Source organism: Methylobacterium dankookense (assembly GCF_902141855.1).
Classification (GTDB): domain Bacteria; phylum Pseudomonadota; class Alphaproteobacteria; order Rhizobiales; family Beijerinckiaceae; genus Methylobacterium; species Methylobacterium dankookense.
Window position 1 is genome coordinate 1 of record NZ_CABFVH010000063.1, and the last position, 23951, is coordinate 23951.

General features: G+C 63.4%; 33 protein-coding genes. 29 read left to right on the forward strand and 4 right to left on the reverse strand.

The features are described from left to right. Positions 1-294 precede the first annotated feature (294 nt). The 16 genes from MTDSW087_RS26840 (at position 295) to MTDSW087_RS26915 (ending at position 12259) form a co-directional block, all read left to right on the forward strand. The gene (locus MTDSW087_RS26840; protein WP_144768376.1) at positions 295-696 is read left to right on the forward strand and encodes a hypothetical protein; all 402 of its coding nucleotides are present in this window, start codon (positions 295-297) and stop codon (positions 694-696) included. After that, complete coding sequence (locus tag MTDSW087_RS26845; protein WP_144768378.1) at positions 693-1187, forward strand: hypothetical protein; 495 nt, start codon at positions 693-695, stop codon at positions 1185-1187. The genes MTDSW087_RS26840 and MTDSW087_RS26845 overlap by 4 nt, the downstream gene beginning before the upstream one ends. Before the next feature lie 286 nt (positions 1188-1473). Continuing rightward, positions 1474-1821 (forward strand): hypothetical protein, encoded by a 348-nt coding sequence (locus MTDSW087_RS26850; RefSeq protein WP_144768380.1) that lies wholly within the window; start codon positions 1474-1476, stop codon positions 1819-1821. Beyond that, positions 1818-2594, forward strand: coding sequence for an antA/AntB antirepressor family protein (locus tag MTDSW087_RS26855; RefSeq protein WP_144768382.1), 777 nt, complete (start codon positions 1818-1820; stop codon positions 2592-2594). The genes MTDSW087_RS26850 and MTDSW087_RS26855 overlap by 4 nt, the downstream gene beginning before the upstream one ends. A gap of 304 nt (positions 2595-2898) precedes the next feature. Next, the gene (locus tag MTDSW087_RS26860; protein ID WP_238179421.1) at positions 2899-3114 is read left to right on the forward strand and encodes a MerR family transcriptional regulator; all 216 of its coding nucleotides are present in this window, start codon (positions 2899-2901) and stop codon (positions 3112-3114) included. A 1-nt stretch (position 3115) separates the two neighbouring features. Next, positions 3116-4351 (forward strand): tyrosine-type recombinase/integrase, encoded by a 1236-nt coding sequence (locus MTDSW087_RS26865; protein ID WP_144768384.1) that lies wholly within the window; start codon positions 3116-3118, stop codon positions 4349-4351. A 60-nt stretch (positions 4352-4411) separates the two neighbouring features. Further along, on the forward strand, positions 4412-5203 hold the full coding sequence (locus MTDSW087_RS26870; protein ID WP_280525293.1) for a major capsid protein: 792 nt from the start codon (positions 4412-4414) through the stop codon (positions 5201-5203). A 2-nt stretch (positions 5204-5205) separates the two neighbouring features. Next, positions 5206-5490 (forward strand): hypothetical protein, encoded by a 285-nt coding sequence (locus MTDSW087_RS26875; RefSeq protein ID WP_144768388.1) that lies wholly within the window; start codon positions 5206-5208, stop codon positions 5488-5490. Next, on the forward strand, positions 5487-5846 hold the full coding sequence (locus MTDSW087_RS26880) for a head-tail joining protein (protein WP_144768390.1): 360 nt from the start codon (positions 5487-5489) through the stop codon (positions 5844-5846). Before MTDSW087_RS26875 ends, MTDSW087_RS26880 begins: the two co-directional genes overlap by 4 nt. Continuing rightward, positions 5827-6417: a hypothetical protein gene (locus MTDSW087_RS26885; protein WP_144768392.1), complete on the forward strand. Its 591-nt coding sequence runs from the start codon at positions 5827-5829 to the stop codon at positions 6415-6417. Before MTDSW087_RS26880 ends, MTDSW087_RS26885 begins: the two co-directional genes overlap by 20 nt. 13 nt (positions 6418-6430) lie before the next feature. Next, a complete protein-coding gene (locus MTDSW087_RS26890) occupies positions 6431-6676 on the forward strand; it encodes a hypothetical protein (protein ID WP_144768394.1) in 246 nt (81 codons plus the stop codon). 6 nt (positions 6677-6682) lie between these two features. Then, positions 6683-8209 carry a phage tail sheath C-terminal domain-containing protein gene (locus MTDSW087_RS26895; RefSeq protein ID WP_144768396.1) on the forward strand — a complete coding sequence of 509 codons (1527 nt, stop codon included), beginning with the start codon at positions 6683-6685 and terminating at the stop codon, positions 8207-8209. 34 nt (positions 8210-8243) lie between these two features. After that, positions 8244-8609 (forward strand): phage tail tube protein, encoded by a 366-nt coding sequence (locus MTDSW087_RS26900; RefSeq protein WP_144768398.1) that lies wholly within the window; start codon positions 8244-8246, stop codon positions 8607-8609. Next, positions 8606-8899: a phage tail assembly protein gene (locus MTDSW087_RS26905; RefSeq protein WP_144768400.1), complete on the forward strand. Its 294-nt coding sequence runs from the start codon at positions 8606-8608 to the stop codon at positions 8897-8899. The genes MTDSW087_RS26900 and MTDSW087_RS26905 overlap by 4 nt, the downstream gene beginning before the upstream one ends. Positions 8900-9046: 147 nt before the next feature. Then, positions 9047-11149, forward strand: a complete 2103-nt coding sequence (locus MTDSW087_RS26910; RefSeq protein WP_144768401.1) for a phage tail tip lysozyme — start codon at positions 9047-9049, stop codon at positions 11147-11149. 3 nt (positions 11150-11152) lie between these two features. Next, on the forward strand, positions 11153-12259 hold the full coding sequence (locus MTDSW087_RS26915) for a phage baseplate assembly protein (RefSeq protein WP_144768403.1): 1107 nt from the start codon (positions 11153-11155) through the stop codon (positions 12257-12259). Between the two features lie 3 nt (positions 12260-12262). On the opposite strand, the gene MTDSW087_RS26920 is transcribed toward MTDSW087_RS26915, so the two are convergent. From MTDSW087_RS26920 to MTDSW087_RS26935, 4 genes are all read right to left on the reverse strand, one after another. Further along, positions 12263-12559 carry a hypothetical protein gene (locus MTDSW087_RS26920; protein WP_144768405.1) on the reverse strand — a complete coding sequence of 99 codons (297 nt, stop codon included), beginning with the start codon at positions 12557-12559 and terminating at the stop codon, positions 12263-12265. A 23-nt stretch (positions 12560-12582) separates the two neighbouring features. After that, a complete protein-coding gene (locus MTDSW087_RS26925; RefSeq protein WP_144768407.1) occupies positions 12583-13041 on the reverse strand; it encodes a hypothetical protein in 459 nt (152 codons plus the stop codon). Positions 13042-13103: 62 nt separating this feature from the next. Next, complete coding sequence (locus MTDSW087_RS26930) at positions 13104-13298, reverse strand: DUF2283 domain-containing protein (RefSeq protein ID WP_144768409.1); 195 nt, start codon at positions 13296-13298, stop codon at positions 13104-13106. A 20-nt stretch (positions 13299-13318) separates the two neighbouring features. Beyond that, positions 13319-13669 (reverse strand): Arc family DNA-binding protein, encoded by a 351-nt coding sequence (locus MTDSW087_RS26935; protein ID WP_144768410.1) that lies wholly within the window; start codon positions 13667-13669, stop codon positions 13319-13321. Positions 13670-13747: 78 nt separating this feature from the next. Between MTDSW087_RS26935 and MTDSW087_RS26940 the strand changes: the two genes are divergently transcribed. The 13 genes from MTDSW087_RS26940 (at position 13748) to MTDSW087_RS27000 (ending at position 23918) form a co-directional block, all read left to right on the forward strand. Next, positions 13748-14008: an Arc family DNA-binding protein gene (locus tag MTDSW087_RS26940; protein WP_238179419.1), complete on the forward strand. Its 261-nt coding sequence runs from the start codon at positions 13748-13750 to the stop codon at positions 14006-14008. 13 nt (positions 14009-14021) lie between these two features. After that, positions 14022-14759, forward strand: a complete 738-nt coding sequence (locus tag MTDSW087_RS26945; RefSeq protein ID WP_186384014.1) for a phage antirepressor KilAC domain-containing protein — start codon at positions 14022-14024, stop codon at positions 14757-14759. Positions 14760-14874: 115 nt separating this feature from the next. Further along, a complete protein-coding gene (locus MTDSW087_RS26950) occupies positions 14875-15333 on the forward strand; it encodes a hypothetical protein (protein ID WP_144768414.1) in 459 nt (152 codons plus the stop codon). 27 nt (positions 15334-15360) lie between these two features. Next, positions 15361-15876: a DNA circularization N-terminal domain-containing protein gene (locus tag MTDSW087_RS26955; RefSeq protein ID WP_144768416.1), complete on the forward strand. Its 516-nt coding sequence runs from the start codon at positions 15361-15363 to the stop codon at positions 15874-15876. Continuing rightward, positions 15873-16544 (forward strand): hypothetical protein, encoded by a 672-nt coding sequence (locus tag MTDSW087_RS26960; RefSeq protein ID WP_144768418.1) that lies wholly within the window; start codon positions 15873-15875, stop codon positions 16542-16544. Before MTDSW087_RS26955 ends, MTDSW087_RS26960 begins: the two co-directional genes overlap by 4 nt. Positions 16545-16547: 3 nt before the next feature. After that, positions 16548-17177 (forward strand): phage baseplate assembly protein domain-containing protein, encoded by a 630-nt coding sequence (locus MTDSW087_RS26965; protein WP_144768420.1) that lies wholly within the window; start codon positions 16548-16550, stop codon positions 17175-17177. A gap of 241 nt (positions 17178-17418) precedes the next feature. Then, positions 17419-17940 carry a phage GP46 family protein gene (locus tag MTDSW087_RS26970; RefSeq protein ID WP_144768422.1) on the forward strand — a complete coding sequence of 174 codons (522 nt, stop codon included), beginning with the start codon at positions 17419-17421 and terminating at the stop codon, positions 17938-17940. Between the two features lie 35 nt (positions 17941-17975). Continuing rightward, positions 17976-19004 (forward strand): baseplate J/gp47 family protein, encoded by a 1029-nt coding sequence (locus tag MTDSW087_RS26975; RefSeq protein WP_186384015.1) that lies wholly within the window; start codon positions 17976-17978, stop codon positions 19002-19004. 1 nt (position 19005) lies between these two features. Further along, a complete protein-coding gene (locus MTDSW087_RS26980) occupies positions 19006-19719 on the forward strand; it encodes a YmfQ family protein (RefSeq protein WP_144768426.1) in 714 nt (237 codons plus the stop codon). Between the two features lie 33 nt (positions 19720-19752). Next, positions 19753-20910, forward strand: a complete 1158-nt coding sequence (locus MTDSW087_RS26985; RefSeq protein WP_144768428.1) for a hypothetical protein — start codon at positions 19753-19755, stop codon at positions 20908-20910. 2 nt (positions 20911-20912) lie between these two features. Next, a complete protein-coding gene (locus MTDSW087_RS26990; protein ID WP_144768431.1) occupies positions 20913-21329 on the forward strand; it encodes a hypothetical protein in 417 nt (138 codons plus the stop codon). Positions 21330-21338: 9 nt separating this feature from the next. Next, positions 21339-22019: a hypothetical protein gene (locus tag MTDSW087_RS26995; RefSeq protein ID WP_144768433.1), complete on the forward strand. Its 681-nt coding sequence runs from the start codon at positions 21339-21341 to the stop codon at positions 22017-22019. A 21-nt stretch (positions 22020-22040) separates the two neighbouring features. Beyond that, positions 22041-23918, forward strand: coding sequence for a hypothetical protein (locus tag MTDSW087_RS27000; RefSeq protein ID WP_144768435.1), 1878 nt, complete (start codon positions 22041-22043; stop codon positions 23916-23918). Positions 23919-23951 lie beyond the last annotated feature (33 nt).

Below are 23951 nucleotides of genomic sequence, written 5' to 3' on the forward strand. Positions count from 1 at the left end.
GGTCCACATGGCAGATCCAGGTCAGGTTTCAGCACCCTCTTGGAATCACTGCCATCCCGGCCACTCAACCCTGCCTCAGCCCCTTATCGGACGGGCTCTGAACGGGACAGCCGAGGGCTGCCACGGCGATCAAAGCCGGTGGAGCGACGGCGGCCTGAACGATTGGGAGGAGCAGTGCGAGGACGAAGGCGCCCGTGAGGATGGGCAGGAGGACGACGGCGACACAGAGGACCGCCTTCAGCCGCTCATGATGACCGGCGGCTCGTACGCGGCTGACAGCTTCGGGAGGCGCGCATGAGCGCCCATTCATCCCGCCGCGGCTTCCTGCGCGGCCTCACCTCGCTCCCGCTCATCGGCGGCAGTGTGGCCCTCATCGGCACCCCGACGCGCGCGGCGGTGCCTGTCACTCCCGGAATGCTGGCGACTTACTCGGCATGGCTTCACTTCGAGCGCCGCGCGCTGGACGTGAGCTTCAACGATGACGCGCTGTCCCGAGGCAACTTCGTGCCCTGCCTCAATCCAGGGTCCGAATTCCACTGGCAGACCCGGCGATCCAGTTTCGAAGAAGGATTGGCCGCTCAAAGGCGCGCTGCCATCGTCCTCGCGGCGGTCGGCTGCCCGCTCACCAGCGCGGAGGCCGAGGAGCAGTGGGCCTCCACTTACGCTCCCGCCGGGTATGGGGAGGGTGGCCGATGACCGTCACCACCCGCCGCGACACCCTCGCGACCCTCGCCGGCTTCATCGCCGTGCCGGTGGCCTCCGCGACCGCGCTCTCCCGACCCTCGCCGGGTTCGGATTACGAGGCGCGGTTCCTCGCCCTTGTCCCTTGGCTTGCTCGTGTCGTGCCGGAAGCCGAGGCGTTGGCAGAGCGCGTCCATGCGCTCTACCGGGCATCCGAGGAGCATGCAGGCGATCATCCCGGCTGGGAGCGCCCTGTTCAGGCTCGCGCCTGGGCCGCGCGCTGCAACACCGAGCGGGAGCGGAACGGGTATCGCGAAGCCTGGGCGGCTATGTCGGCCGCAGTCTCGCCGATAGACGTAGCGGTCGAACCCTTCATGCAGAAGCGCATGAGGACGCTCTCCGCCGTGCTCTGGAAGGCGCGGCTCGCCAGCCTGATCGGCAGCTTCGAAGAGGAGGCAGTCGGCGACGTGGCCGCACTCGCGAGGGAGGGCACGCTATGCGCCTAATCCTCATGATCCGCGCCGTCTGTCTGCTCCGCCTAGCGCGGCATGACGTGGCCCGCTCTGACATGCTGTCGCGGTGGTCCAAGGATGCGTTGGACCGCGCGGAAGCCAGGGTTCGTGCCTCTCACGCCATCGCCGACCTTCTGATGGTCCCGCGCTGATATCCCGGCCCGGCCGCTCGCGCGGTCGGATCCCGCGCCACCGTGGCGCGCTAATCGCCGAGCCCGGCCGGGCCTCACGAACGCCGCTCCCGCAATCCCGCGGGGGCGGCATCTTTCGTGAGGATGCCATGAACTTCCAAGCAAGGATCGAGACGAGACTTCCCGAATTCCCGGCCCTCTGGGGCCGCCTGCCGCTGCCATTCACGCCCGCCGAGGCGTGGGCCCGGCTCCCCGTTCGGGTACAAGCCGAGATCGGCGCCGCCGTCATCGGCATGGCGCTCGCCAACTACATCGCCGGAGACGGGCTCGCCGAGGCCGACCAGTTCCTAGACGAGGGCTTGCGGATCGAGGCCGGCGACGCTGCGCACGCCATCCTCAACACGATGGATAACCGGCTGTGGTCGCTGTTCCCCGACCTCTACGGGCCGGACGGCGATCATCCCCGCTGGGCTCTTGAGGGAGGGTTCGCGCGATGATGCCGGCCATCTCCGAGACGCCGATCGGCGCGACCGTCGTGCAGACCGTGAACGCCCGCGAGTTGCACGCCTTCCTCGAAAACCGGGACCACTTCGCCACTTGGATCAAGGATCGGATCCGGGTCTATGGCTTCGCTGAAGGCGTTGATTTCACGACTTATTCGGCGGTCTCCGAAAAAGGGGGGCGCCCGTCCGTCGAGTATGCCTTGACCATCGACACGGCCAAGGAACTCGCCATGGTCGAGCGCAATGCGCGCGGCCGGGAAGCCCGGCGCTACTTCATCGACTGCGAGCGGCGGGCAAAGGCTGCGGCGCCGGCCGTGCCTCAGACCCTTCCGGAAGCCCTCCGGCTCGCCGCGGATCTCGCCGAGAAGGTGACGCAGCAAGCCGAGGCCATTGCCGTTCTAGAGCCGCGTGCGGCGGCCCTGGACACGCTCGCCGAGACGGAAGGCACCTTCTGCACCCGCGACGCGGCGAAGGCCCTGGCGATGCCTGAGAAGGATCTGAGGGCCTACCTCGCCGGCAATGGCTGGATCTATCGCCGGGCTCGCAACGAGCCCTGGTGCGCCCGTGCGGAGCGGCTGAGCGCCGGCCTGATGCGGACGAAGGTGATCCCCGTCGAAACCGGCTCCGGCAAGCCCTGGAACCGCCCGCAGGCCCGCATCACCTCGCGCGGCCTCGCCCTGCTCGCGACCCGTCTCGGCAAGCCCGTGCCGCCTGAGGCGCAGTCTCACCTTTCCCTCACCGCGTCGGAGCGCCGTCAGTCATGCTGATCCCCATCCTCGAAGCTGAACCTGTCTTCAATGAGCGAACGGAAAGACTTGCCTCGTTCGTCGCCTCTCTCATGTCCCCGGACTTTCGTCTAGCAGTGGATCCCGAGACTTTTCTAGCAGAGGTGCGAGGGTTCATGCCGGAGTACTCGCCCTCAGAACTCCGTGCAGCACTGAAAATCATCGGCGATATGCGTCGAGAGGCAAAGCGAAGGAGAAAGCGTCGCTTCAATAGGTCTGCGCCGACCGCGCACTAACCGCAACCGCCCGGCCGCGGTCGGCGGCCGGCTATTTTGATGAGGAGCACATGATGTCAGCCAAGACACCTGAGCCGGTAGCAGACCTCCTGTACGGCATGCCCGAGATCGCGGCCTTCCTCGGCTTGAAGACGCCGCAAGCTCGGCACCTTGCCGACAAGGGCACGATACCGACTTTCAAGGTGGGCAAGCTCACCTGCGCACGGCGTACCAGCCTTACGAAATGGCTCGCCGACCTTGAAGCCTCGGCAAGAAGAGACCGCTGACATGGCCTGCATTCGCAAGCGCGAACTCACCGACAGCAAGGGCAAGCCCTATCTGCGGTATGTAGTTGATTACAAAGATCAGAATGGCATCAGGAGGACGCCTCAATTCGAGAAGAAGAAAGAGGCCGACGCCTTCCTCGACAAGGTCAAGCGAGAGCTTTTTGAGGGCGTTCACGTGGCGCAGTCAGAGGCCATCACCTTCGATAAGCTTGCCGACTTGTACCTGAAGGACTGCGAGCGTCGGCGCCGGATCGGCGATGCGATGTCGGGTAACACCCTGGACCTGATCGGCCGTCTAGTGCGGGTGCATCTCGTGCCGGCCTTCGGCTCAGACAAGGTTACTGACATCACGGGCGCAAAGGTACGCGCCTTCGTCAATGAGAAGGCCGAGCGCTATTCACGCGTGACGGTAGAAAAGCTCATCACTCTCTTGCGTGATGCTTTGCAGTTCGGCGTGCGCGAAGGCTACTTGCGACGCAATATCATTAGAGACGAACCGCCGAGAAACCCGCTGCCTCCGCGAGGGCAAATCGAGGTGCCGACACTCGATCACCTTCGGGCGATCGTTGCGGCAGTTGAGGCGCCCCTACTGGACCCCAAGGCGCATCCACCTGGGCTCGGGCGCAGAAAGAAGAATAACGGCTCAAGGATTACGGCCATCACGGTCTATCTGGCTCTTACTTGCGGCTTGCGCCGTGGAGAGATCTGCGGATTGCGGTGGGAGAACGTCGATTTCGGATCCGAGGTGATCAATGTGCGGCATAGCATATCGCGACGTGATGGACTGAAGGGTCCGAAGTCCAAGGCGGGACTTAGGCGCACGCCTATGGTTGCGGTTCTGCGCCGACACCTTCTAGCCATGTGGGAACTTCAAGAACGCCCTGCCGAAGGGTTTGTGCTGACCACGTCGAAGGGTACGCCCTTCGGGCCGGACGACCTCTCGGCTTGGCATTGGGAGCCAGTTGCCAGGGCAGCAGAGGTGCGTAGAGCGGATGGATCGCTGATGGGGCTACACTCCATCCGCCATGCTGCCGTTTCGCTCTGGATCAAGGCTGGGCTTAGCGATCTCGCGTTGAAGGAAGTCGTCGGGCATTCGTCGGTCAACACGACGAAAGATGTCTATGGCCACCTCTACGACGCAGACGACGAAGCTCGCCACGCTATGCGCAATTCGCTGGCCGTTTTGCGCCTCTCGGACGAAATGGCCGCGCTGCCGATGCAGCAGGCAGCCAACTAGCAGGTAGCAGGAATGTAGCAGAGCCGATCAAATAACTGTAAAACAACGATAAAATGTTACGTGAAGGATAAGCGGGTGATGGAGGACGGCAAGGCTTTCCGTCGCCGTCCTGGCATGCCGATCTCGGCGGGTCTCGACCCGATGGCCATCCGCATGATGACCATCGAGACCGAGAGCGAGGACCAGATCCGCATGGTCCGGCGCCGTATGGAGTGGATGGCGGCCTCGGCTCTCCGTACCGGCACTGTCACCGTGTCCGGCGAGAAGTACCCGACCACCGTCGTGAACTTCGGGCGCGATCCGTCGCTGAACGTCACGCTCACGGGGGGCGATCTCTGGAGCGCGGGTACGGCGACGCCGCTTGACGACATGGAGGAGTGGAACGGCTTGATCCGTGACGCTTCCGGCGCCACAGCCATCGACGTGGTCATGGACCAGAGTTCTTGGAAGGCGTTCCGTAAGAACGACGATGTCAAGGAACTGCTCCAGTACGATCGCAGTTCGCCGAGCACCACGATCGACCTGGCGCCCGGCTCCTACAAGTACGGCGCGACTTTTGCCGGCAATGTCGGCGCCTACCGGGTCTGGATCTACTCGGACTCCTACGTAGACGATACTGGCGCTACGCAGAAGTATCTTCCGGATGGGTACGTCCTGATGATCTCTGACCGCCTGGAAGGCGTGCAGCACTTCGGCGGCATCAAGGACGAGACCAACGGCTTTCAGGTCACTGACTTCTATCAGAAGTCGTGGACCCAGCCGGATCCGGCGGTGCGCTTCCTCATGCTGCAGTCGGCGCCGCTCGTCGTGCCGTACCGCATCAATGCCTGCCTTGCTGCGAAGGTGCTCTGACCATGAAGATGATCGCAATCCAGTCCGTGAAGGCGGACGGCAAGCTCGTCTCGCCCGGCGCTGAGTTCGATGTCGGCTCGGCCGAAGAGGCGAAGGCCCTGATTGTCGCGGGTGCCGCGCGCGAGAAGGGCAAGGCTGACGAGGGCGTCAAGGTCGTGCCGGTTGCCGAAAATACCGCTCCGCGCGGCACGGCGTCTGGTGTGGCCTCGCCGTCCGATCCTGCGTCTATCCCGGCTGCCACACAGGCTGTCGCCGATGCTGCCAAGGGTCAGACCCGCGGTCGATGATCGACTTCGACAGGACCGTTCTGGCCGCGTGTCAGGACGTGTTCGGTGACATGGCTATCCTGACGCCGGTCAAGTCGAGCCCGGGCGGTGCGGCTTTCCCGGTACGGGGCATCTATGCCCTGAAGCCAGCGGACAGCATCGACGGTGACGGCGTTGTGGTCCGTGAGGACAACTACACCTTCAGCGTCCGTGCGAGCGAGCTTCCGGCTCAGGTTGCTCGTGGCGATCGGGTCTCCGATATCGCTTTGCCGTTCATGGCCGGCCGCGTCTTCACCATTGAGGACACGGGTGACGACGGGTTCGGTGCTCAGGCTTGGGTGCTGAAGGAGCGCAAGATTGACCCCCGAGGCGCTTGAGATCCGGGACGCCGCGGTCATGGTTCTTCGTCAGGCCATGATGGAGGCGGAGCCGGTCCTGAAGCACATCGGGATCAATCGTCAGGATCTGGAGCCGGACGACCAGCTTCCGGCTCTGATCGTGCTCGCAGATCGGGAGCGACATCAGCCGGACGGCGATCTGAACGCGGGCGAACCTTCGTTCATAACTGAACTATCGCTCGTCTTCCTGCTGAAGACGTTCGGCGATGCCGCCGACGATGCCGATGACATTGATCAGTGGCGAAACCCGAACGCTCTGGAAAGCGACCTGCAGCCATCCTCGGAGATGATTGTCCGAGCGCTGCTGTCCAACCCGAAATTCGTCGGCCTGTTCGAAGGCGTCGCGAGTATGGAGGAGACCCGCTCCTTCCCTCGCGACGGTGAGACCTTCTACGCGCAGGCTCGTATCGAGATGGTTGTCCAGTACCGGATGACTTTCCCGCCTTACGTCCCCGACGACTACCGCAAGACCGTCCTCGTGACCAAGCGTCCCGGTGCTGATCCGGATGCCCCCCCTTTGAAGACGGTCATCGACCTCGCTTCGACCTGAGGATCTACGTCCCATGTATCTTCCGGACCTGATCGCCGTCGAGGCGGTCGAGGAGCGCTTTCGCGCGCTCACCCATCAGCCCAGCGGCGAGCCATTCAGCGAGGACGGCAAAGCCCGCTGGCCTGCCGACCAGTTCACCTTCCGCCTGATCCAGGAGGGCGCGATCCGCCGCGTGCAGGACGCTCCTGAGGATCTTGGCGCGGATCCCAAGCCCGAGGCCGCTCCCGTGGCCGCCCCCGCCACCATCAAGGGGAAGTGACGCGCCATGGTCGATGTCAGCCCGATCCCGTCGTCTTGGAAACTGCCCGGAACGTCGATCACCGTCGATCCGTCGCAGGCTGGGACGCCGACCAATCCGAAGTTCGCCCTGCTCGTCGGGCACCCGCTCGCGTCTGCACCGGCTCCGCGTGATGTGGTGACGGCGATCGGCACGCAGGCTGATGCCAACGCCTATTTTGGCGCAGGCTCGATGCTGGCCCGGCAGTTCGCGGCGTTCTTCGCGATCAACCGATCCAGCCCGCTCTTCGCGCTGCCCGTGGCTGAGCCGTCGTCCGGTGTGGCTGCGACAGGCACGCTGACGGTTTCGGCCGCGCCTACCGTCGCGGGGACGCTCTCGCTCTATATCGCTGGTCAGAAGGTGGCGATTGCCATTGCGAGCGCGGACACCGCCGCCAACGTGGCGACCAAGATCGCGGCGGCCATCACGGCAGCGCCCGATCTTCCGGTGACGGCCTCGGCGTCCAGCGCTGCGGTGACGCTCACCGCGAAGTGGAAGGGCCTGACCGGCAATGACATCCGGGTGGAAGCGAACTACCTCGGCTTCTACGGTGGCGAGTTCTATCCCTCCAGCCTTACCCTGACTTTCCCGACCGACAACGTCCTCTCCGGTGGCACCGGCACGCCCGATTTCACGGCCGCCATCGCGAACCTTGGCGATGCGCCCTACCGGTTCGTCTCGCTGCCTCATACCGACAGCGGCTCCCGCGCCCTCTGGGCGACGGAGTACGGCTTTTCGGACAGTGGGCGCTGGGGCTGGATGCGCCAGAGCTACGGCCAGATCTGGAGCGCGCGTCGGGACACCTACTCGGGTCACATGACCTGGGGGCCGACCGCCAACGATCCGGTCATCTACACGATGGGCATCGAGCCGCAGAGCCCGACGCCGATGTGGGAGTGGTCCGCCGTGTTCGCGGCGAATGCGGCTCTCTACCTGACCGCCGATCCCGCCCGGCCGCTGCAGACCCTCACGATGAACGGTTGCCTGCCGGCGCCGAAGTCGTTCCGGTTCAACAAGACCCAGTTGAACGCTATGGCGACGGTTGGTATCGCCATCCAGGGGACGGACTTGGACGGCAACACGGGTGGCGTGCCGCAGATCCTGCGCGAGCAGTCGAGCTACCAGCGCAACACGCAGGGGCAGGCCGACAACGCCTACGAGTTGGCGACCACGCTTGCCACGCTGGACGAGGTGTTCACCCGTCTGCGGCAGGCGATCTCCAACAAGTTCCCGCGGCACAAGCTGGCCGACAATGGCACGCGCTTCGGTGCCGGCCAAGCGATCGTCACGCCCCTCATCATCAAGGGCGAGTTGGTCGCGCAGTACCGGATCATGGAGAACGACGGGCTCGTGGAGAACGCGACCGCGTTCAAGAACGCCCTCGTGGTCGAGCGCTCCACCAAGGAGCCGAACACGGTGGAAGTGCTCTACCCGCCGGACCTGATCAACCAACTCCGCCGCCTGAACATCAAGTGCCAGTTCAGGTTGCAATTCCCACTGGCTCTCGCGGCCTGATCCGTCGCGCTCCGTATCTTTCGAGGTCTGACCGATGGCTAAGGCATTCGCCGGGACGGCGTACATTCGCGTGGACGGGCGCCAGTACGCTCTGCGCGGCAATCTGACAGTGTCGCCAACCCCGCGGGAGCGTGCCGGCGTCGCCGGCATGGATGGCGTTCACGGCTTCACCGAAGCGCCGCGCATCCCCTTCATCTCGGGCGACTTCTCGACCCTGGATGACGTGTCGATCGAGGAGCTTGATGCGATCGAAGATGCCACGGTGCAGGTCGAGCTTCTGAACGGCAAGGCATACGTTCTGCGGGAGGCTTGGACCGCTCAGGCTCGCGAGATCAATGCGGCCGAGGGCCGGGTTGCCGTTCGCTTCGAGGGCATCTCCATGGACGAGATCTCGGCATGAGTGATGCGCCGTTCGATGAGATTGCGTGGCCTTCGGAGTTTCCGCTTCGCAAGCCGATCAAGGCGTATGGCGAAGAGGTGACGGCCCTTAAGCTCGCCGAGCCGACCGGGGATCACGTTCTCAAGCACGGCGTGCTTGAGGAGTTGAACCAATCACGCATCCTAGCCCTGATTACCGACCTTGCTTCGGTTCCTGAAAGCAGTGTGCGCGCCATGGACGGGCGCGATCTGATCAAACTCTCTACGATCATTTCTCGTTTTTTCGGCCAGGCGGCCCGGCTGAGCGCGTAGTGGATGAGGCAATCCAGATCGGGATTGCCTTTCGGGCGTGGCCCTTTTCCCAGCCGGCCGGAGCCCTGACCCAGCGGGCGAGAGCGCATGTCATCGCTCGCACCCTCGACCTGACGCCGCCTCCACAACAACCCCAGGACCCCGACGATGGCTGACGAACGCCTTCGCCTAGTCGCGGAAGTCACCGATCAGTTCACCGCCCCTCTCGGGCGGATGGAGACGGCTTTACGCCGGACCGGCAACGCGGCTCGCGAGACGGCGGGCCAGCTTAAGAAGGATTGGGAGCCCTTCCAGGGTGTTCTGGGGAGAACGACGGCCGCCCTTCAGGGGATAACCAGCCCCTTGGCCGCGCTCGGAGCCGGAAGTCTTGCTGCTGGCCTGAGCATCACGGGCATGGCAACGGCCCTGCGCAACTTCACAACCTCTACCCGTGACCTTTCGATCATGTCGAAGGAGGTCGGGCTGACGGTTGACCAGTTGCGCGGCTTGAACCGGATGGGCGACGAGTTCGGGATCTCAGCTGATCGGATGCAGGGCGGTGTGCGCACCTTCGCCGAGAACATGAGCCAGATTAGGAAAAGATACGGCGACGCTTACATGGCCCTTCAGGGCATGAACATGAACGAGCTAATCGAAAAGCTTGTTAGCGCCCCGAACATGAAATCGGCTATGGAAGCCGCTGCCGAGGAGATCGGCAAGCTTGGTGATCCGGTGCGTGGGCGCAGGGTCGCCGAGACCCTGCTCGGCCTGCCGGAGTTCCGCGCGGTCGCATCTGAGTTCAAGGACCGGTTCGGCAGGGTGTGGGGTGAGACCATCGCCGACATCGGTCGGATCGGCCCGGAGACGGAGAAAGCGGCCCGCGACTTCGAGAAGAGCATCGGCAAGATCGGTGACGCGGCCGAGCGACTGAAGCTCAGGATCCTTGGGCCGATGGCCAAGGGCATCTCGGGGCTGATCGAGGATGCTGACAAGAACGGCCTCGGCGGGAGCGCTGAAGAGCAAGCCCTGAAGGCCCTGGTCAACCCGGGTGGTGGCCCTTCGGCGCGTGATCGGCTTGAGGGCCGACGCAATCAGGTTCAACGCCAGCTCGACCTGCTCAACCAGAACCCCGCCGCTCCAGACTTCGAGCGCAAGCGCGATCGCATGGTCGAGGAGTTGCGCAGGGTCGGCGACGAGCTGGAGAAGCTGCGGGCCGGCGGCGCTTCGGCCCAGCAGATGAGCTTCAGCGGTCCGGGCGGTAGCGGCAGCCTGATCCATCGTGCCGGGTTCAGCGGCGTCGGGCTCCCGCGTGGCCCGCTCAGCGGCGGGGGCTTCCCCATGCTCACGGATGGCGACGGCACCCCGGTGGCGGGACCAAGGATGGCGCCAGGGGCGCGATCTGGCTCGCCGACGCTACCTCAGGCTGGGCCGCTCGCGGAAGGCGGCGCCCCCAGAGGCAATGGCGTCGGTACTCCGCGGGCCGCCCGTATGGGGCAGATGATGGGCTGGGCGATGGATCAGCTTCGCCGCGAGGGCGTGCCGGAAGCCAATCTTCGGCAATCAGCGGCCCATCTCGTCGGGCAGGCCTTCATGGAGAGTGGGCTTGACCCGAATAAGGTCCACGATCAGGGGACCGGCCTAGGCATTTACGGGGCGCGGGACCCCAAGGGTTGGGGCGAGTACCCCGGCGCGCGACGTAGCAATATGGTGCGCTGGCTGGAGGCCAATGGTTACGCCCGCAACTCGGCCGAAGGTCAGATGCGCTACATGGTCCGCGAGGCCATGGGAGGCGGCTATCCACGGACCAAGGGCATTCTGATGGGGCAGGGTTCGGGAGATGCCCGGCTCGATACCAACGCCATCACGAAGGAATTCGAGCGTCCCCTCGTCATCAACGACCGATATGGTGCGGTTGCGAACGCCTTTCGTACGGGACCTTCCGATGCATCATCCGCGGGCGGGGAGGACTCGCCTTGGTTCAACCGGCCGCGCTCAAACGAGCCGGGCAAGATGTCCCGCGTCCGCGACGATGAGATCCCGGTCCCCGGGTCAGGGGAGCGGCCTGGCGATGTCTTGATGCGACGCATGTACGGCGGCAGCGGTGCGGGCGGGGGGATGCAGATCCCCGGTTCACCGGTTCAGGAGCATCGCATGACGATCGATTTCCAGAATGCGCCGGCCGGCATGAAGACCTCGGCCAAAATGGGCTCGCTCTTCAAGGACACGACCGTCACCAAGAGCCGCCAGTTGAACGGGAGCGTCTTCGCCTAGGCCATGCCAGATGCCGATCTCTATTGCGAAGTCCGTACACTGGGCGGCACCTATCGCGATTGGCTAAGCGTCAATGTCGCACAAAGCTTTGACCAGTCGTGGTCGCGCTCTTTTGCCCTCACTTGCGCCGAGCCGAGCGCCGCGTCGGCCTTCCGGCTCAAGCCGGGCGATAGGGTTGATATCGCACTCGCCGGCCAAGTTCTCATCAAGGAAGGCTACATCACCCAAAGACAGGCTGCTTATGACGGCGCTCGGCACGCCGTACAGGTGAGCGGCTTCTCCAAGGCGGGCATCACCGAGATTGTGTCTGCGCAATCTGGCACGGGACAATTCCGAGGCTACAAGATCGACGCCATCGCCAATAGCGTGCTGAAGCCGTTAGGTCTGAAATTCGAAGTCAAGGACGGCCCGAAGGGTTGGGACACGCCCTTCCCGCAGGTGATGATCCGGCACGGTGAAACGCCGTTCGCGCTGATAAGCCGCCTGTGCAACCAGCGCGGGCTCTGGATTGAGGCTGAGGCGGATGGGACGTTGACGGCCGGTACAAAGGTGGACGGCAGCGGCGCGCAGTTCGTGGAGGGCGTGAACATCCTTTCGGCCAGTTGCATGATCGAGATGCCAGGCGCAGCCGAACTCATCACCAGTTCTCAGATGACCGGCTCTGACAGCCTCTTCGGAAGGAAGGCTTCGGAGATCTCGGCGAAATCGACAATCACGGGCGGGATCCCAGGGACGAAGCAAACCTATCTCGCGGAAATGCCGCTGGATCAAAAGGGCGCCGAGCTTCGAACCAATATGCAAGCGCAGGCGATTGAGTCCGCGCGGCTTCGCGTAAACCTTACCTACCAAGGCTGGCTCAAGCCCGATGGCTCGCTCTGGAAGCTGAAGGAGCCCGTGACCGTCAAGAGCCCCATGCTGTTCCCGACCAAGTCGGGGCAGATGGAACTCAAGCTCTGGGGTTACACGCACAGCCAGTCAGAGTCCGGCACCACGACGACGCTCGACTTAGTCAATGAAAACGCGTTCGGCGTGCGGGCTCAGGACGCAAAAGAGAACGATGGCTGGTACAACCCCGGCGCCACACCCGCCGTGCCGGAGGAGCGGACCTAGCGACTAGAAGTTGCTTTCGACCAGATCGTTTGGTCGAACCGAACCGGGAGCGCAGCGATGCCACCGATAGTCCGCTCCAATCTGCCCCTCTTTGCCGTAGCACCATCCAATTTGGTCAAGCCGTCCACCGAGGCTTGCACGGCGTTCACATTCTGCCTGCGTCTTGAGGCTCTGGGGATCGCCGCTGCCCCGGCATATGCTGTTCGCCACTTGCCATGCAGCGATCAGTTGCCGCGGCTCCGGTGAGGAGAAGGCCGGGGCGGCGAACAGGATGAAGGAGGCAGCAAGGGCGAGGCGCATAGCGTGCATCCTACCCGCCGCTGTCAGGTTGTCGAGGCCTTCCCTTCGCGAGGATGCCCAGCACGCAAGCATCTTTCGACAAAGGCAGCAGCCTCAGCGTCGGATTTAAAAGATTTTATAGTGCCGTCAATCTTTGTCTCATAAATATAGTCTTTTGATTGACCGGGTTTATATCTACTAATGTGCCTCCTTATGCCCCACTCGCTGAGATCAATGCCTGATGAAGCTTCTGAACTTTCCGTAGAAAGTCGAGGCTGCGTGCTATTTATGGCGGCACTTTGAGTGACAGTCGCCTGATTTTTTAATTCAATATATATCTTTTGCAGCAAATCAATTATTTCACCAAACCCCATCAAGCTAAATCCGCCGACTATCAATGCGCATCCAAGCGACATGCTGGATAAAATCGATGAAAAACCAGATAAAATAGATATAAATCCAAAAACAATAAGAAAATATTTAATCATATTTACGGCAGCCATTTATGCGGGCGGGCGCCAGTGCCCTGTGTCGGCAATCTAGCCGACATGCGGGGGTTGTCGAGTCAGGCGGCAGGGCTGAGGCTTCGCACGTCGCCGGCCACCTGAGTGCTGGCCTTCAGCATCTCGATTGCTACGATGCGTCCAGCGGCATCGAAATCAAGGATCAGGTTGGGGCGCACTTCCTCGGACTCGACCACATCGTCTGAGGCGAACCGTACATAAAGCGCGTCAGCGTCTGGATCGTAGTGCGTGTTCATGTGCGGCGGCTCCCTAATGATCACTCCGTTTCGCTTTCCGGCTTCAGCGTCTGCGCGGCGTAGTAGGGGATGAGATCGGCTTCGAGCATTTGAATGCGCCGACCGAGCGCATCAAGGTGGCTACCTAGGAAGTCGTACTCCGATTTGATCTTGTCCAGATCAGAGAGATCCTTTCGAGAGCGCCGAGCATATGAGGGGTCTGCCGCTTGGTCCTGGATCTGAAGCGTCAGTTCCAGTCTGGCTATGATCTCGGCGTTCATGGAACGCTTGTTCGTCTCGGCTTCAGCCTTAACCCGATCCCGCAAGCCGGTCGGCATGCGCAGTTGGAACCGTTCGGCCAAATCGCTTGGGTAGGGCTCGCGGTCGCTCATGATCGCCTGATGCCAAATCGCACTCACATTTACTATGGGTGCGAGTTGACGCCACTGCCGCACGGTGCGATAAGCGTGATGTCAACTCGCACCCACGGAGGAGCGGTGTCTCGCGAAGATCCCCACTTCCGGCTCAGACTGCCGGAAGACATCAGACAGAAGGTAAAAATCTCGGCCGAGCGCAACCGCCGGTCGATGACGGGTGAGATCGTATTTCATCTAGCGAACGCTCTCGGTGACGAGAGCAAGCCGGCGGCGGGGCATGGCCCTGGAAAAGCAAACCCCGCCGCCGTCACCCACGACACCGCCTTGCCGGGCGGTCCCGCAGTCCACGGTTGAGGAGCAACCGCAGATGACTCAGGATAACACGAGCCGGCCCATCCTCGCGACCGCCGGGTCCATGCCGATCACCATGTCTACGCGTGAAATCGCGGATCTCGTTGAGGCGCGCCACAACGATGTGATCGAAACGGTCGAGCGCCTGTTCGCGAAGGAGGTTTTACGGGAAAGTCGTAAAACCCTCCGGCCTTACTCCCCGCCCGGCGGAGGGCGCCCGACCAACGTCTACGATCTCACAAAGCGCGATACTCTCGTCGTGGTTGCCGGCTACGATGACGCCCTTCGTGCCCGCATCATCGACCGTTGGATCGAACTGGAGGCAGAGCGGCCCGCGCAGCCCGCCATAAACCCGGCTGACCCGCGCACGATGCTCGCGGTCTTCACCCACTTGCAGGAGCAGGTCGACAGCCTGTCCGTGCAGGTCGCAGAGCTGAAGCCGGCCGCCGCCGCGCTGGAGCGCATCGCGGAGTCGCACGGCACCTTCTGCCGCTCGACGGCGGCGAAGAACCTCCAGATCCCGCCGCACACACTGATCCGGTGGATGCGGACCAACGGCTGGACCTTCCGGCGGCCGGGCGACAAGGACGACCTCGCCTACCAGTCGAAGATCGCGGGCGGCCTGCTGGAACACAAAGTCACGACCGGCCAGCGGCCGGATGGCTCCGAGTGGTCGTCAACGCAGGTCCGCGTGACGCCAAAAGGCATGACGGCTTTGGGAAAGGCGTTCCCGCCCCCGCTGCAAGCCGCTTGATTGGCGCGGCGTGACACCGCGCTCGCCAATTTTGGCGTGCGCAAATGAAGCGGCCTCCGAAGGTGGTGGAGCACCCCGGAGGCCATAACCCTCAAGATCGAAAGGACCGATCCCGATGGCTTCCGCCAGCGATAGCACACGCCTGCCTGTTTCGCATCAAGGCCCAGTCACGAAGGCCATCGCCGCGATGCGGCGCGAGCCTGAAGTCGTCCGCCGAGGTGCTCTCGGCCTCATCGCAGGGGCCTTGGCTGCCTCTGCGGTACCGGTTGCATCTGCACCTTCGGCCATCGCCTTCATGTGCGACTGGGCCGTTGCCCATATGGACCGGATCAACGTTCTGTCTCGCAAAGAGGCGTGGTCAGACGAACGCGTAGAGGCTGAGACAGTCCGGTTCGATGCGGCGCTCACCTGCGCGGCCGAAGAGCCCTCTCGGTCTCTGGCTGACATTAAAGCTAAGGCGCGGCTGATCCTGGCCGACCGCCGCGAAGATCTGACTGATGTCGAGGCGCCAGATTACGAGCGGGCGTTGCTCACATTGTTGCGCGAGATTATCGCGCTTCGCACAGTCAACTGAACGCAGCGCAAGAAGAGCCTTACGTAGATGTTAAGGCTCTTCTTCCTCGAAGGCTTAAGTATGTCATGGCGTGATGAACTTCGTCCTGCCTCGTTCCGCGGGGCCCCGTTCCATGTCGAGGCAAACAATTTTGCCTCCGGGCGGCGTGGCATCAGCTACGAGTTCCCGAAGCGGGACGATACGCTAGACGAGGACATGGGGCGCCGCGTCCGTCGCCGGGCCGTCACCGGTTATGTCATTGGCCCCGACTATCAGGACCAAGCTGAGGCGCTTGAGCGCGCTTTGGAGACCGAAGGCGGCGGCCTGCTCGTGCTGCCGCTCATGGGCCAACAGGTCATGCGTTGCGACGGCTTCAATCGGTCCGAGCGCAAAACCAACATGGGCGAAGCCGTCTTCGAGATGACGTTCGTGGCTGCGGGACAGGCGACGTTCTCGCTTTATGGCGCTGACACGCAGTCCCTGGTGAACACGGCTGTGAACACCGCACGGAATGCCGTGAGGCAGGCGGCCTCCGACGCCGCTCGTTGGATTGGGCTTCCATGACACCCGCTGAGCGCCGACAGGGCGCCGACGTTCTCGTGTCCGTTCTGGATGCTCTACGGGGCGCGGGCATCCCGGGGGGCGGTCAGGCTTCCGCTGACTTCAGACGGACAGTCGGCGTACTGGAGGCCGGCGCAGCCGGTTACGTCGAGGGCGGCACGTTTGGCGCACTCTTGGCTGATGGCTTCTCGGCCGCGACGGAGGCTGGCGCGACTTTCGACGGAATGGAGCGGGTCGGCCATGTCGCCGCCTCGTTCACCAGCGCTTTGTGGGTCGTCCAATGGGTCGCGCAGACATCGCTGCGGCTCGCGTTCGTAGAGATGTGTGGCATCCTGGCCGCCACGACATTCGCCAGCCGTCAGGATGTCGATGCAGCCAAGGCCCGTCTTAACGCGCTGTTCGCGCCCGCAGAGGAGTTCGCGGCGGACCAGCGCGACGCGACGGTTTACCGGTCCTTGGTGGCTCTGCATGCCGCTGCTGTCCGTGACCTCACTGAGCGGTCTCGCCAGACGCCGCGTGTCATCACCTACAGCCTACCGAACCGCTCGCCGGCCCTGGCTCTAGCAAATCGACTATACGGCGATGGCGGCCGAGCCGACGAACTGATCGCCGAGAACAAGGTCGTGCACCCCCTGTTCGTACCCCGCCAGGGACGAGCGCTAGCGGTTTAAGCCATGCCTCTGGATCCCGAAGATGCGGCCCGCCGCGCTTACATCGGCGTCTCTCGCGCCACGTTGGTCAAGGCCGATGACAAGCCCAAGATGCAGGAGCTGACTGTTCGCGCCCGCTTCGGCGAGCAGTGGACCAACATCGAGCACTGGCAGCCCTACGGCGTCACCTCCGTGCCGCTGGAGCCGAAGGACGGCCAGGAGGCAGAAGTTCTGATCGCCTACCTCGGCGGCTCTCCCGATCATCCTATCGCCCTTGGCGTAGCCGACCGCCGGCACCGCCCGAAGGACATGAAGCCGGGCGACATCGCCTTCCACGATCACCGCGGGCAGATCACGACCTTCACGAAGGACGGGATCACCCACAAGACGCCGATGACGATCACGCACAACACGACGGACAAGGACGGCAACGTGACATCGTCCGTCGTGCAGGAGCCGTCCGGCAAGGTCACGATCAGAAACAAGGGCGGCGCCACCATCACCATGGATGGCCCGAACATCACCACGAAGCCCGGCGGCGGCGGCAAGCTCGTCATGGATGGCGACGTGAACGTGAAGGGCGACCTGACGGGCGCCAAGACCATTGCCGGCCAAGCCATGACTTCTGGTGGCGCCGCGGTCCGCACGGTCTGAGCAGCGTAAAGCCAAGGCACATTATGCGTTCGATTGAGCAGCCTCAGGCGGCGTGCGCGAATTGTCGCTTCTTCGCCATGCGTCCACATCCGTCAGATTTGGGATCTTGTCGAAAGGCGGCTCCTGGGTTGGGCTCAGACGAGAACAGGGCCGCCGTCTGGCCCGGTGTCAATGGCGCGGATTGGTGTGGCGACTATGCGTGGCAGATTGAGCCGCGCTTGGTAGAGGGCGAGGCGCGGCGTTGACCGACATCCGTCTTGCTCCCCCCGGCTCACCGGTCGGTGTTGCATTCGAAGCCGTGACGCTCGACCTGCTCATGAGCGACGCGGGCGATTTCGATTTGCGGCAAGAACTGGCCACGGCCGTGACGGTTGCGTTGATGACCGATGCACGCGCTGCCGATGACGACGTGCTCCCAGACAACGGGATGGACCGTCGCGGTTGGTGGGGCGACCTCGATGCGCAGCAGATCTGGGACGGCTGGCCGATAGGGTCGAAGCTCTGGCTGTTCGGCCGAGCGAAGATCACCGGCCGCGAAGCGCGCGAAGGCAGCCTTACGGCACGGATCGAGGCTGTGATCCGAGAAGCGCTGCAGCCGTTTCAGGATCGCAAGATCGCGTCCTCCATCGACGTGCTCGTGACCCGTACTGGCCCTGAGCGGATCGAGGCTCAGGCAACGCTCTATCGCAAGGGACAGGACGCCATCACCCTCCGCTTTGCCTCGCTCTGGGACGGCGTGATCGTCTCCGCACCGAACGGCTGATCCGAATGCCTTGGTCCACTCCGACGCTTCGCGAGGTGAGGCAGACGAACCGCGACAACCTCGCGGCCTATCTGCCGGGCGCCGACGCAACCGTGCCGAATTCGGTCGTGCGCGTCCTGTCGGAGCAGAACGCGGCGGGCGCGCATCTCAACCTGCTCTACCTCGACTGGCTGGCGCGACAACTCCTGCCTGACACGGCCGAGACGGAGTGGCTGGATCGACATGGCCAGATCTGGCTGGGCGGTCGGAAGCCTGCGACCTATGCGGCTGGCTCGCTGTCCGTGACTGGCACAGCCGGCGTTGTCCTGCCGATCGGGACGACATTCGCCGCGACCGATGCCACGGTTTACGAAGCTACGGAAAGCGTCACGCTCTCCGCTCGCCCGACCCCGATTGCCGTGACGGCCCAGACGCCGGGAGCCATCGGCAACCGCGATCTCGGCACGACGCTCGCGATCTCCGTCGCCATCGCAGGAGCAGACGCCAGCGCCACCGTTCTACAACTCACGGGCGGCGCTGATCCTGAGAGCGATGACGACCTTCGCTCTCGCGTCCTCCTGCGCATTCGCAACCCCCCGATGGGCGGCTCGGCGACCGATTATGTCCAGTGGGCGCTGGCTGTTCCCGGCATCACCCGAGCCTGGGTCGCTCCACTGGAGATGGGCGTCGGCACGGTCACGGTGCGGGTCATGGCGGATCAGCTTCGGGCCTCGAACCAGGGCTTTCCGACGCAGGAAGATTTGGCTGCGGTCGCAGCGTACATCGACGCTCGGCGCCCTGTGACGGTAGCCGAGTTCTATGTGCTGCCGCCCAAGCGCTACGGGTTGTCCATCACGATCCGGAACCTCAGTCGGGACACGCCATCCACCCGGGCCGCGATCGAGGTTGCGCTTCGCGCCATGCTGATGGAGCGCGCGGCGCCGGGACAGACGATCTACGCGTCCTGGGTCGCCGAGGCGATCTCCGCCATCCTTGGCGAGGACCATCATGACCTCGATTTCGGCAACGCCGTGATGCCCGACGCGGGGACCATGGCTGTGCTCGAAAGCATCTTCTACGTCTGAGATGGAGCAGGATCGCCACGTCCGCCGTTCGGGGGCGGATTACGCCCAAGCCTGGGCCGATCTTCTGCCGGTGGGGCTAGCATGGCCGCGCGACCCCGACAGCGACCTCATGCGCTATGTGCGCGGACAGGCCGAAATCTGGGGCGGCAAGGTCGATCCGCGGGCGGCTGACCTTCTTGAGATCGAGAGCGACCCAAGGTTCACGCTGGAGCTTCTAGGGGAGTGGGAGCGAGCCTTCGGCCTTCCCGACCCCTGCATCCCCGTAGTTCAGACGATCCCGGAGCGCCACAAGGCTCTGGTCGATCGGATCACGCAGGTAGGCGGGCAGTCTCGGGCCTTCTTCACCGGGATCGCAGCCCGCCTCGGGTACAGCATCACTATCACAGAGTACCATGCATTCCAGTTCGGGCTCTCATCTTTCGGCGGGTCGAGAGGTAAGTTCAATCCGCCCAATATGCGCTTCGTCTGGACGATCCGCGTAACAGGTGCGCGGCTCACACGCTTCCAGTTCGGGCAATCGAGTTTCGGTCGCGACTCCTTCCTTGAGATCCGCCGGGCCGAAGATCTGGAATGCATGTTCAACCGGCTGAAGCCGGCCCATACGAAGCTCTTCTTCAACTATCAGCCCGACGTGCCTGAGGTGGTTCAGACCCACTTCGAATTTGGCGCCTCTTCCTTTGGCGAGGATCCGTTCCTTCGCCTTTCGTCCGGCTGATCCTCTCTCGCTCCCCTTTCCGGAGGCGACCTCGTGCGCAGACACTACCCGCTCAACTCGGCTGGGGTTGAGGATGCTGGCAAACTGCCATGGACCAATGGCGTGCCCTCGACCGGCACAGAGGGGTCCTACCCCGGCTTCGAGATTGTCGTGGACACCGAGAGCGAACTTCTCAACGCTCAGGATGCCTCCGGCCTTGTTCGGAATGGAGCCGATCAGACCCAATTGGCTCAGGCCATCTCGCGGGGGGCCTATCTTGGCGCCTTCGGCGGTTCGGCGAATGCTCTGACGGCTTCGCTGCAGAACAGCACGGTCTGGCCGTCCCTTTTGCCGGGGATGAAATTCACTGGCATCGTCACACAGCCCAATACGGGAGCCGTCAGCGTTGCGCTGAGCGGGTTCTCTACGCCGCCCGGTGTCCTCAACCTATTCCGGCGCGATGGGCAGGCGTTGCAGGCTGGCGACTTGAGGACGGGGCTGCCGTTTTCCTTCGTCTATGACGGCAGCGCGTTTCGCGTTTCGACGCCTGCCGCCTCCGAAGTCACGGTCGCGGGGGCGTCCCTCGTGCATCGAGGGGTCAGCACAGGCACCACCAATGCCATCGTCGCAGGTCTCACCCCCGGCATCACTGCATACGAGTTGGGCGTCGTCTACGTCATCAAGCTTTCTGCAGCCAATACAGGGGCGGTCACGGCGAACCTTGATGGCCGCGGCGCGCTGCCTGTCGTGCGCTCCAACGGCAACCCGCTGAGGGCCGGTGACATCAGCAACATGGCCGTGCTGACCTACAACAGCGACGGCTATTTCGTTCTGGCAAATCTCGCTCAGGAAATCGCGCCTCCAGGCTCAGGCTTCGCAGGTTCTCAGCAGCGGTTTGGCTACACCCCCGTCAACGGCCAGACGCAGACACTGACAGCGACGTTCACGACGACCTACGCTGGTATCGTTCAGTGCGTCGCCACTCTGAACACGAGCCCGCAGAACGGGAACATCTCGACGGCAGCTTCGATCTCGGTGAACGGCGCGGCCTCAAGCGGCTCCGCAGATAGCGTCTCGGGATCTTGCACATCGATCGTGTCGGTTGCCGTGCCGGCCGGCGCCAGCGTGACGGTAGCCGCCCAGAGCACGCCGTCCCAGACGCCGACCGCTGCGGCCTCGCAGTACCTCAACTACATCTTCATCCCGGGCTGATCATGCAGACCTATCTCATCATCGACCCGGAAACGGGGCGGGGCATCGGCTCGTCGCAGAGTGGTGCCCCGAACTATGAGCCTCACGATCACGAGGTGCCCTGCTCGCCAGAGCAATATGCCAACCCCGCGGGCTGGATGCTGAACGACGGCGATTTGGTCGAGGCTCCAGCGTCCTCAGAGCCAAACCCCTCTTTGCCCGTCATCACCTATAAGGCCGACATCTGGCGCCGTGCGACCGATGAGGAGGCCGAGCAGATGGATGAAGCGCTCGCATCACTCCCGGTTCGCCAGCGCCGCATGTACGCGGACGCGCAATACCTCAATCACGGCGATGAGATGTTCGCCGTGCTGTCCGATGCCCTGGTGCATCTCTTCGGAGAGCCGAGGGCGATTGAATTACTGACCCCGTCCGCCTGAGGCTCGCCCGTGGCGACCAACATCGGGCAGATCCGGGCGCGGCGGTTCGACTTCCGTACGCAGGCCAATGCCGACTGGTACGACGGTATCCCGATCGTGAAGGCCGGCAACGGCGGCGTGGAGGCGGGGCCGAGCAACGCCGGCAACGGTGCGCTGGCCCTGAACGGTCTCGACCCTGATACGCCGTTCGGCGCCCACATCCTCACGATCACCAAGCTTGATGCTGGCCTCGCGCGTTACACTGTCGAGGGTCCGTCAGGTCTGGTGACAGGTGCGGGCGTCTCGGGCCTTCCGGTCTATGTCGGCGGTCTCACGCTGCAGCTTACGCAGGGCTCGACGGCTTTCGCGGTGGGTGACGCCTTCGCGGTGAGCGTGCTGCCCGCCCCCGTGGACATCACCGGGCTTATTCTCTCCCTGCAGGCTCGCGTCTCCACACAGAGCGCGAACGTCGCCCTATCCGGCACCTCGGACACATCGAACCCGAGCGTCCTGCAGACCATCACGAACGGCGGGGCAAACGGCGTCGTCGGAATGGCCTTCGACCGCGACAGTGCGGCTTGGCGTGCCTTTGTGCCGTCCGTGAACCCGTACGCCTACGACCTGCTCGCGACGGACCCCGAGACGGGCCGGGTCGAGGTCGCCGCCTTCGGCACGATCACGCACGATTTCGGCGTGACGCACCTTCCCTGATCCCCAGCAGCTCAGGTTCTCATGGCTTATCTGGTGGACGCGCCCACGGGCGTGAGCGTCATTCCTGTTGCCGGATCGACCGGTGCCCGCGGCGAGCGCGGCGACCCGGGCGAGAAGGGCGACAAGGGAGAGAAGGGCGATCCTAGCCTTGTGCCTGGTCCTCCGGGCGCTGGCGCTCAGACCTCGCGCCTTGCCTCGGCCAACGTCCCACAATGGACCGCCGTCGTGCCGGACGGACCCGGCTATTGCGCTCCGGCCGATCCGAGCAATCCGAACCACAAGGGCATCGTTCTCGGGGTCACGGCTCAGGGGGGCGCGCAGGGCACGCTGATCCAGATCCAGTCGTCTGGCGATTTGGACGGTCCCGAAACGACCTGGTCCGGCGAACAGACCCTATATGTGGGTGCGGGCGGCGCCGTGGTTCCGACTGCTCCGACTTCGGGCTGGCTGCAGGCGGTCGGCGCCTCGTCCTCGTCCAGCCACATGGTGGTGTCGCTTGGTATCGCCGAGACGATCACGCCCCCGGCTTCGGGCGCGCAGATCCCGGCGTCTGGAGCGGCGCAGCGGGCGACGGCTGCCAAGATTGCGGCAGGCACGGATGACAGCGCGTGGATTTCCGCGCTCGGGCTGAGTTCGGTTCTCGCCCCCCAACTCACCCGTTCGAACCTCGCCTCCAAGCTCGCCCTGCCGCTGCCATTCGTGACGATGGCCGGCTACGCTGCTGTCGGCGACCTTGGTGCGGGGGCGGTCTATGCACGATCCGCGACGCAGGGCCTGCTTGGCATCCAGGCTCAAGGCGCGTGGTACAACCTCAGCCTGCCCGGCCGCATCGCGAACCCTGCTTGGTTCGGGGCAAAGGGCGATGGGGCAACGGATGACACGGCCGCATGGCAGGCAGCGGTCGATACGGGATTTCCTGTCGTCGCATCGACGCCGCCGGCCTCATACCTGATCAACAGCACGGTCCTACTCAGGATCGGCAGCATTGTGCGCAGCGACGGGCCCTCCGCTATCACCAAGATCGTTGTCACGACGACATCCGATCTCCCGACGTTCCGCGGCGCCGGCAATAGTCAGGCACACAATGCCCTCATCTCCGGAATAGAAATCAATCATTCGGGAGATGCTATTGTCATTGACTTTGGATACAATCTTGCTTGTGAAGTGCGCAACTGCACCATTCGCGCGAGCAAGTCTACCTCGACAAAGCCAATAATATACTATCGCGGATCCTTCACCAAGATCATATCCAATCGCGTTGATAACTTTCGAACGACTAACTCCTATGTCGTTCATTGCGACAGGCGTCAGGACGACAAAACCAAGAACTCTTCCAACGAATTTGCAAATCAGGAACTCAACATTGAGAGCTTGATCAACGATAACTATTTTGCGGGCACAGGGAGCGGGATCCTGATTGGAGCCTCGGAAGATTGCCCTCGCCCGGAAGGCGTCAGCGTCTCACGCAATGGCTCGATCTTGCAGGGCGTCGGCATCAAGGTAGAAGCCATACTTTGGCTGAAGCATACCGACAACACGTGGGATCAAGCTCGACCCTACGCGATGTGGATCCAGCCTATTCCGTTCACCAACGGCGCGGGGCAAAAAGTCGGCGGCGTCACCGGGATTAATTCATCTGGGAATTGGCTTTCCACTCCGGCGGACATGATTAACGGCTCCGGTCTGTATCATGACAATGCAGGAACTGGCGCGCTCGGGCAGTCATACTTTGCCGACAGTACGTTCAAGGACCACTTCGCGTATTGCGGCTACGGTGCTGTTCTGCGCTTCGGGTGCACGGAAATCGACTTTGCGGGGTCAATCTTCTACTGTCCGCCGTCAGCACTCCTGAGACAGATTGAGGGTCTTCACGAACGGAGGATGGCTGGTTCATCGTAGCCCCCAGGAGCGAAGATGAAACAGACGTCCGGG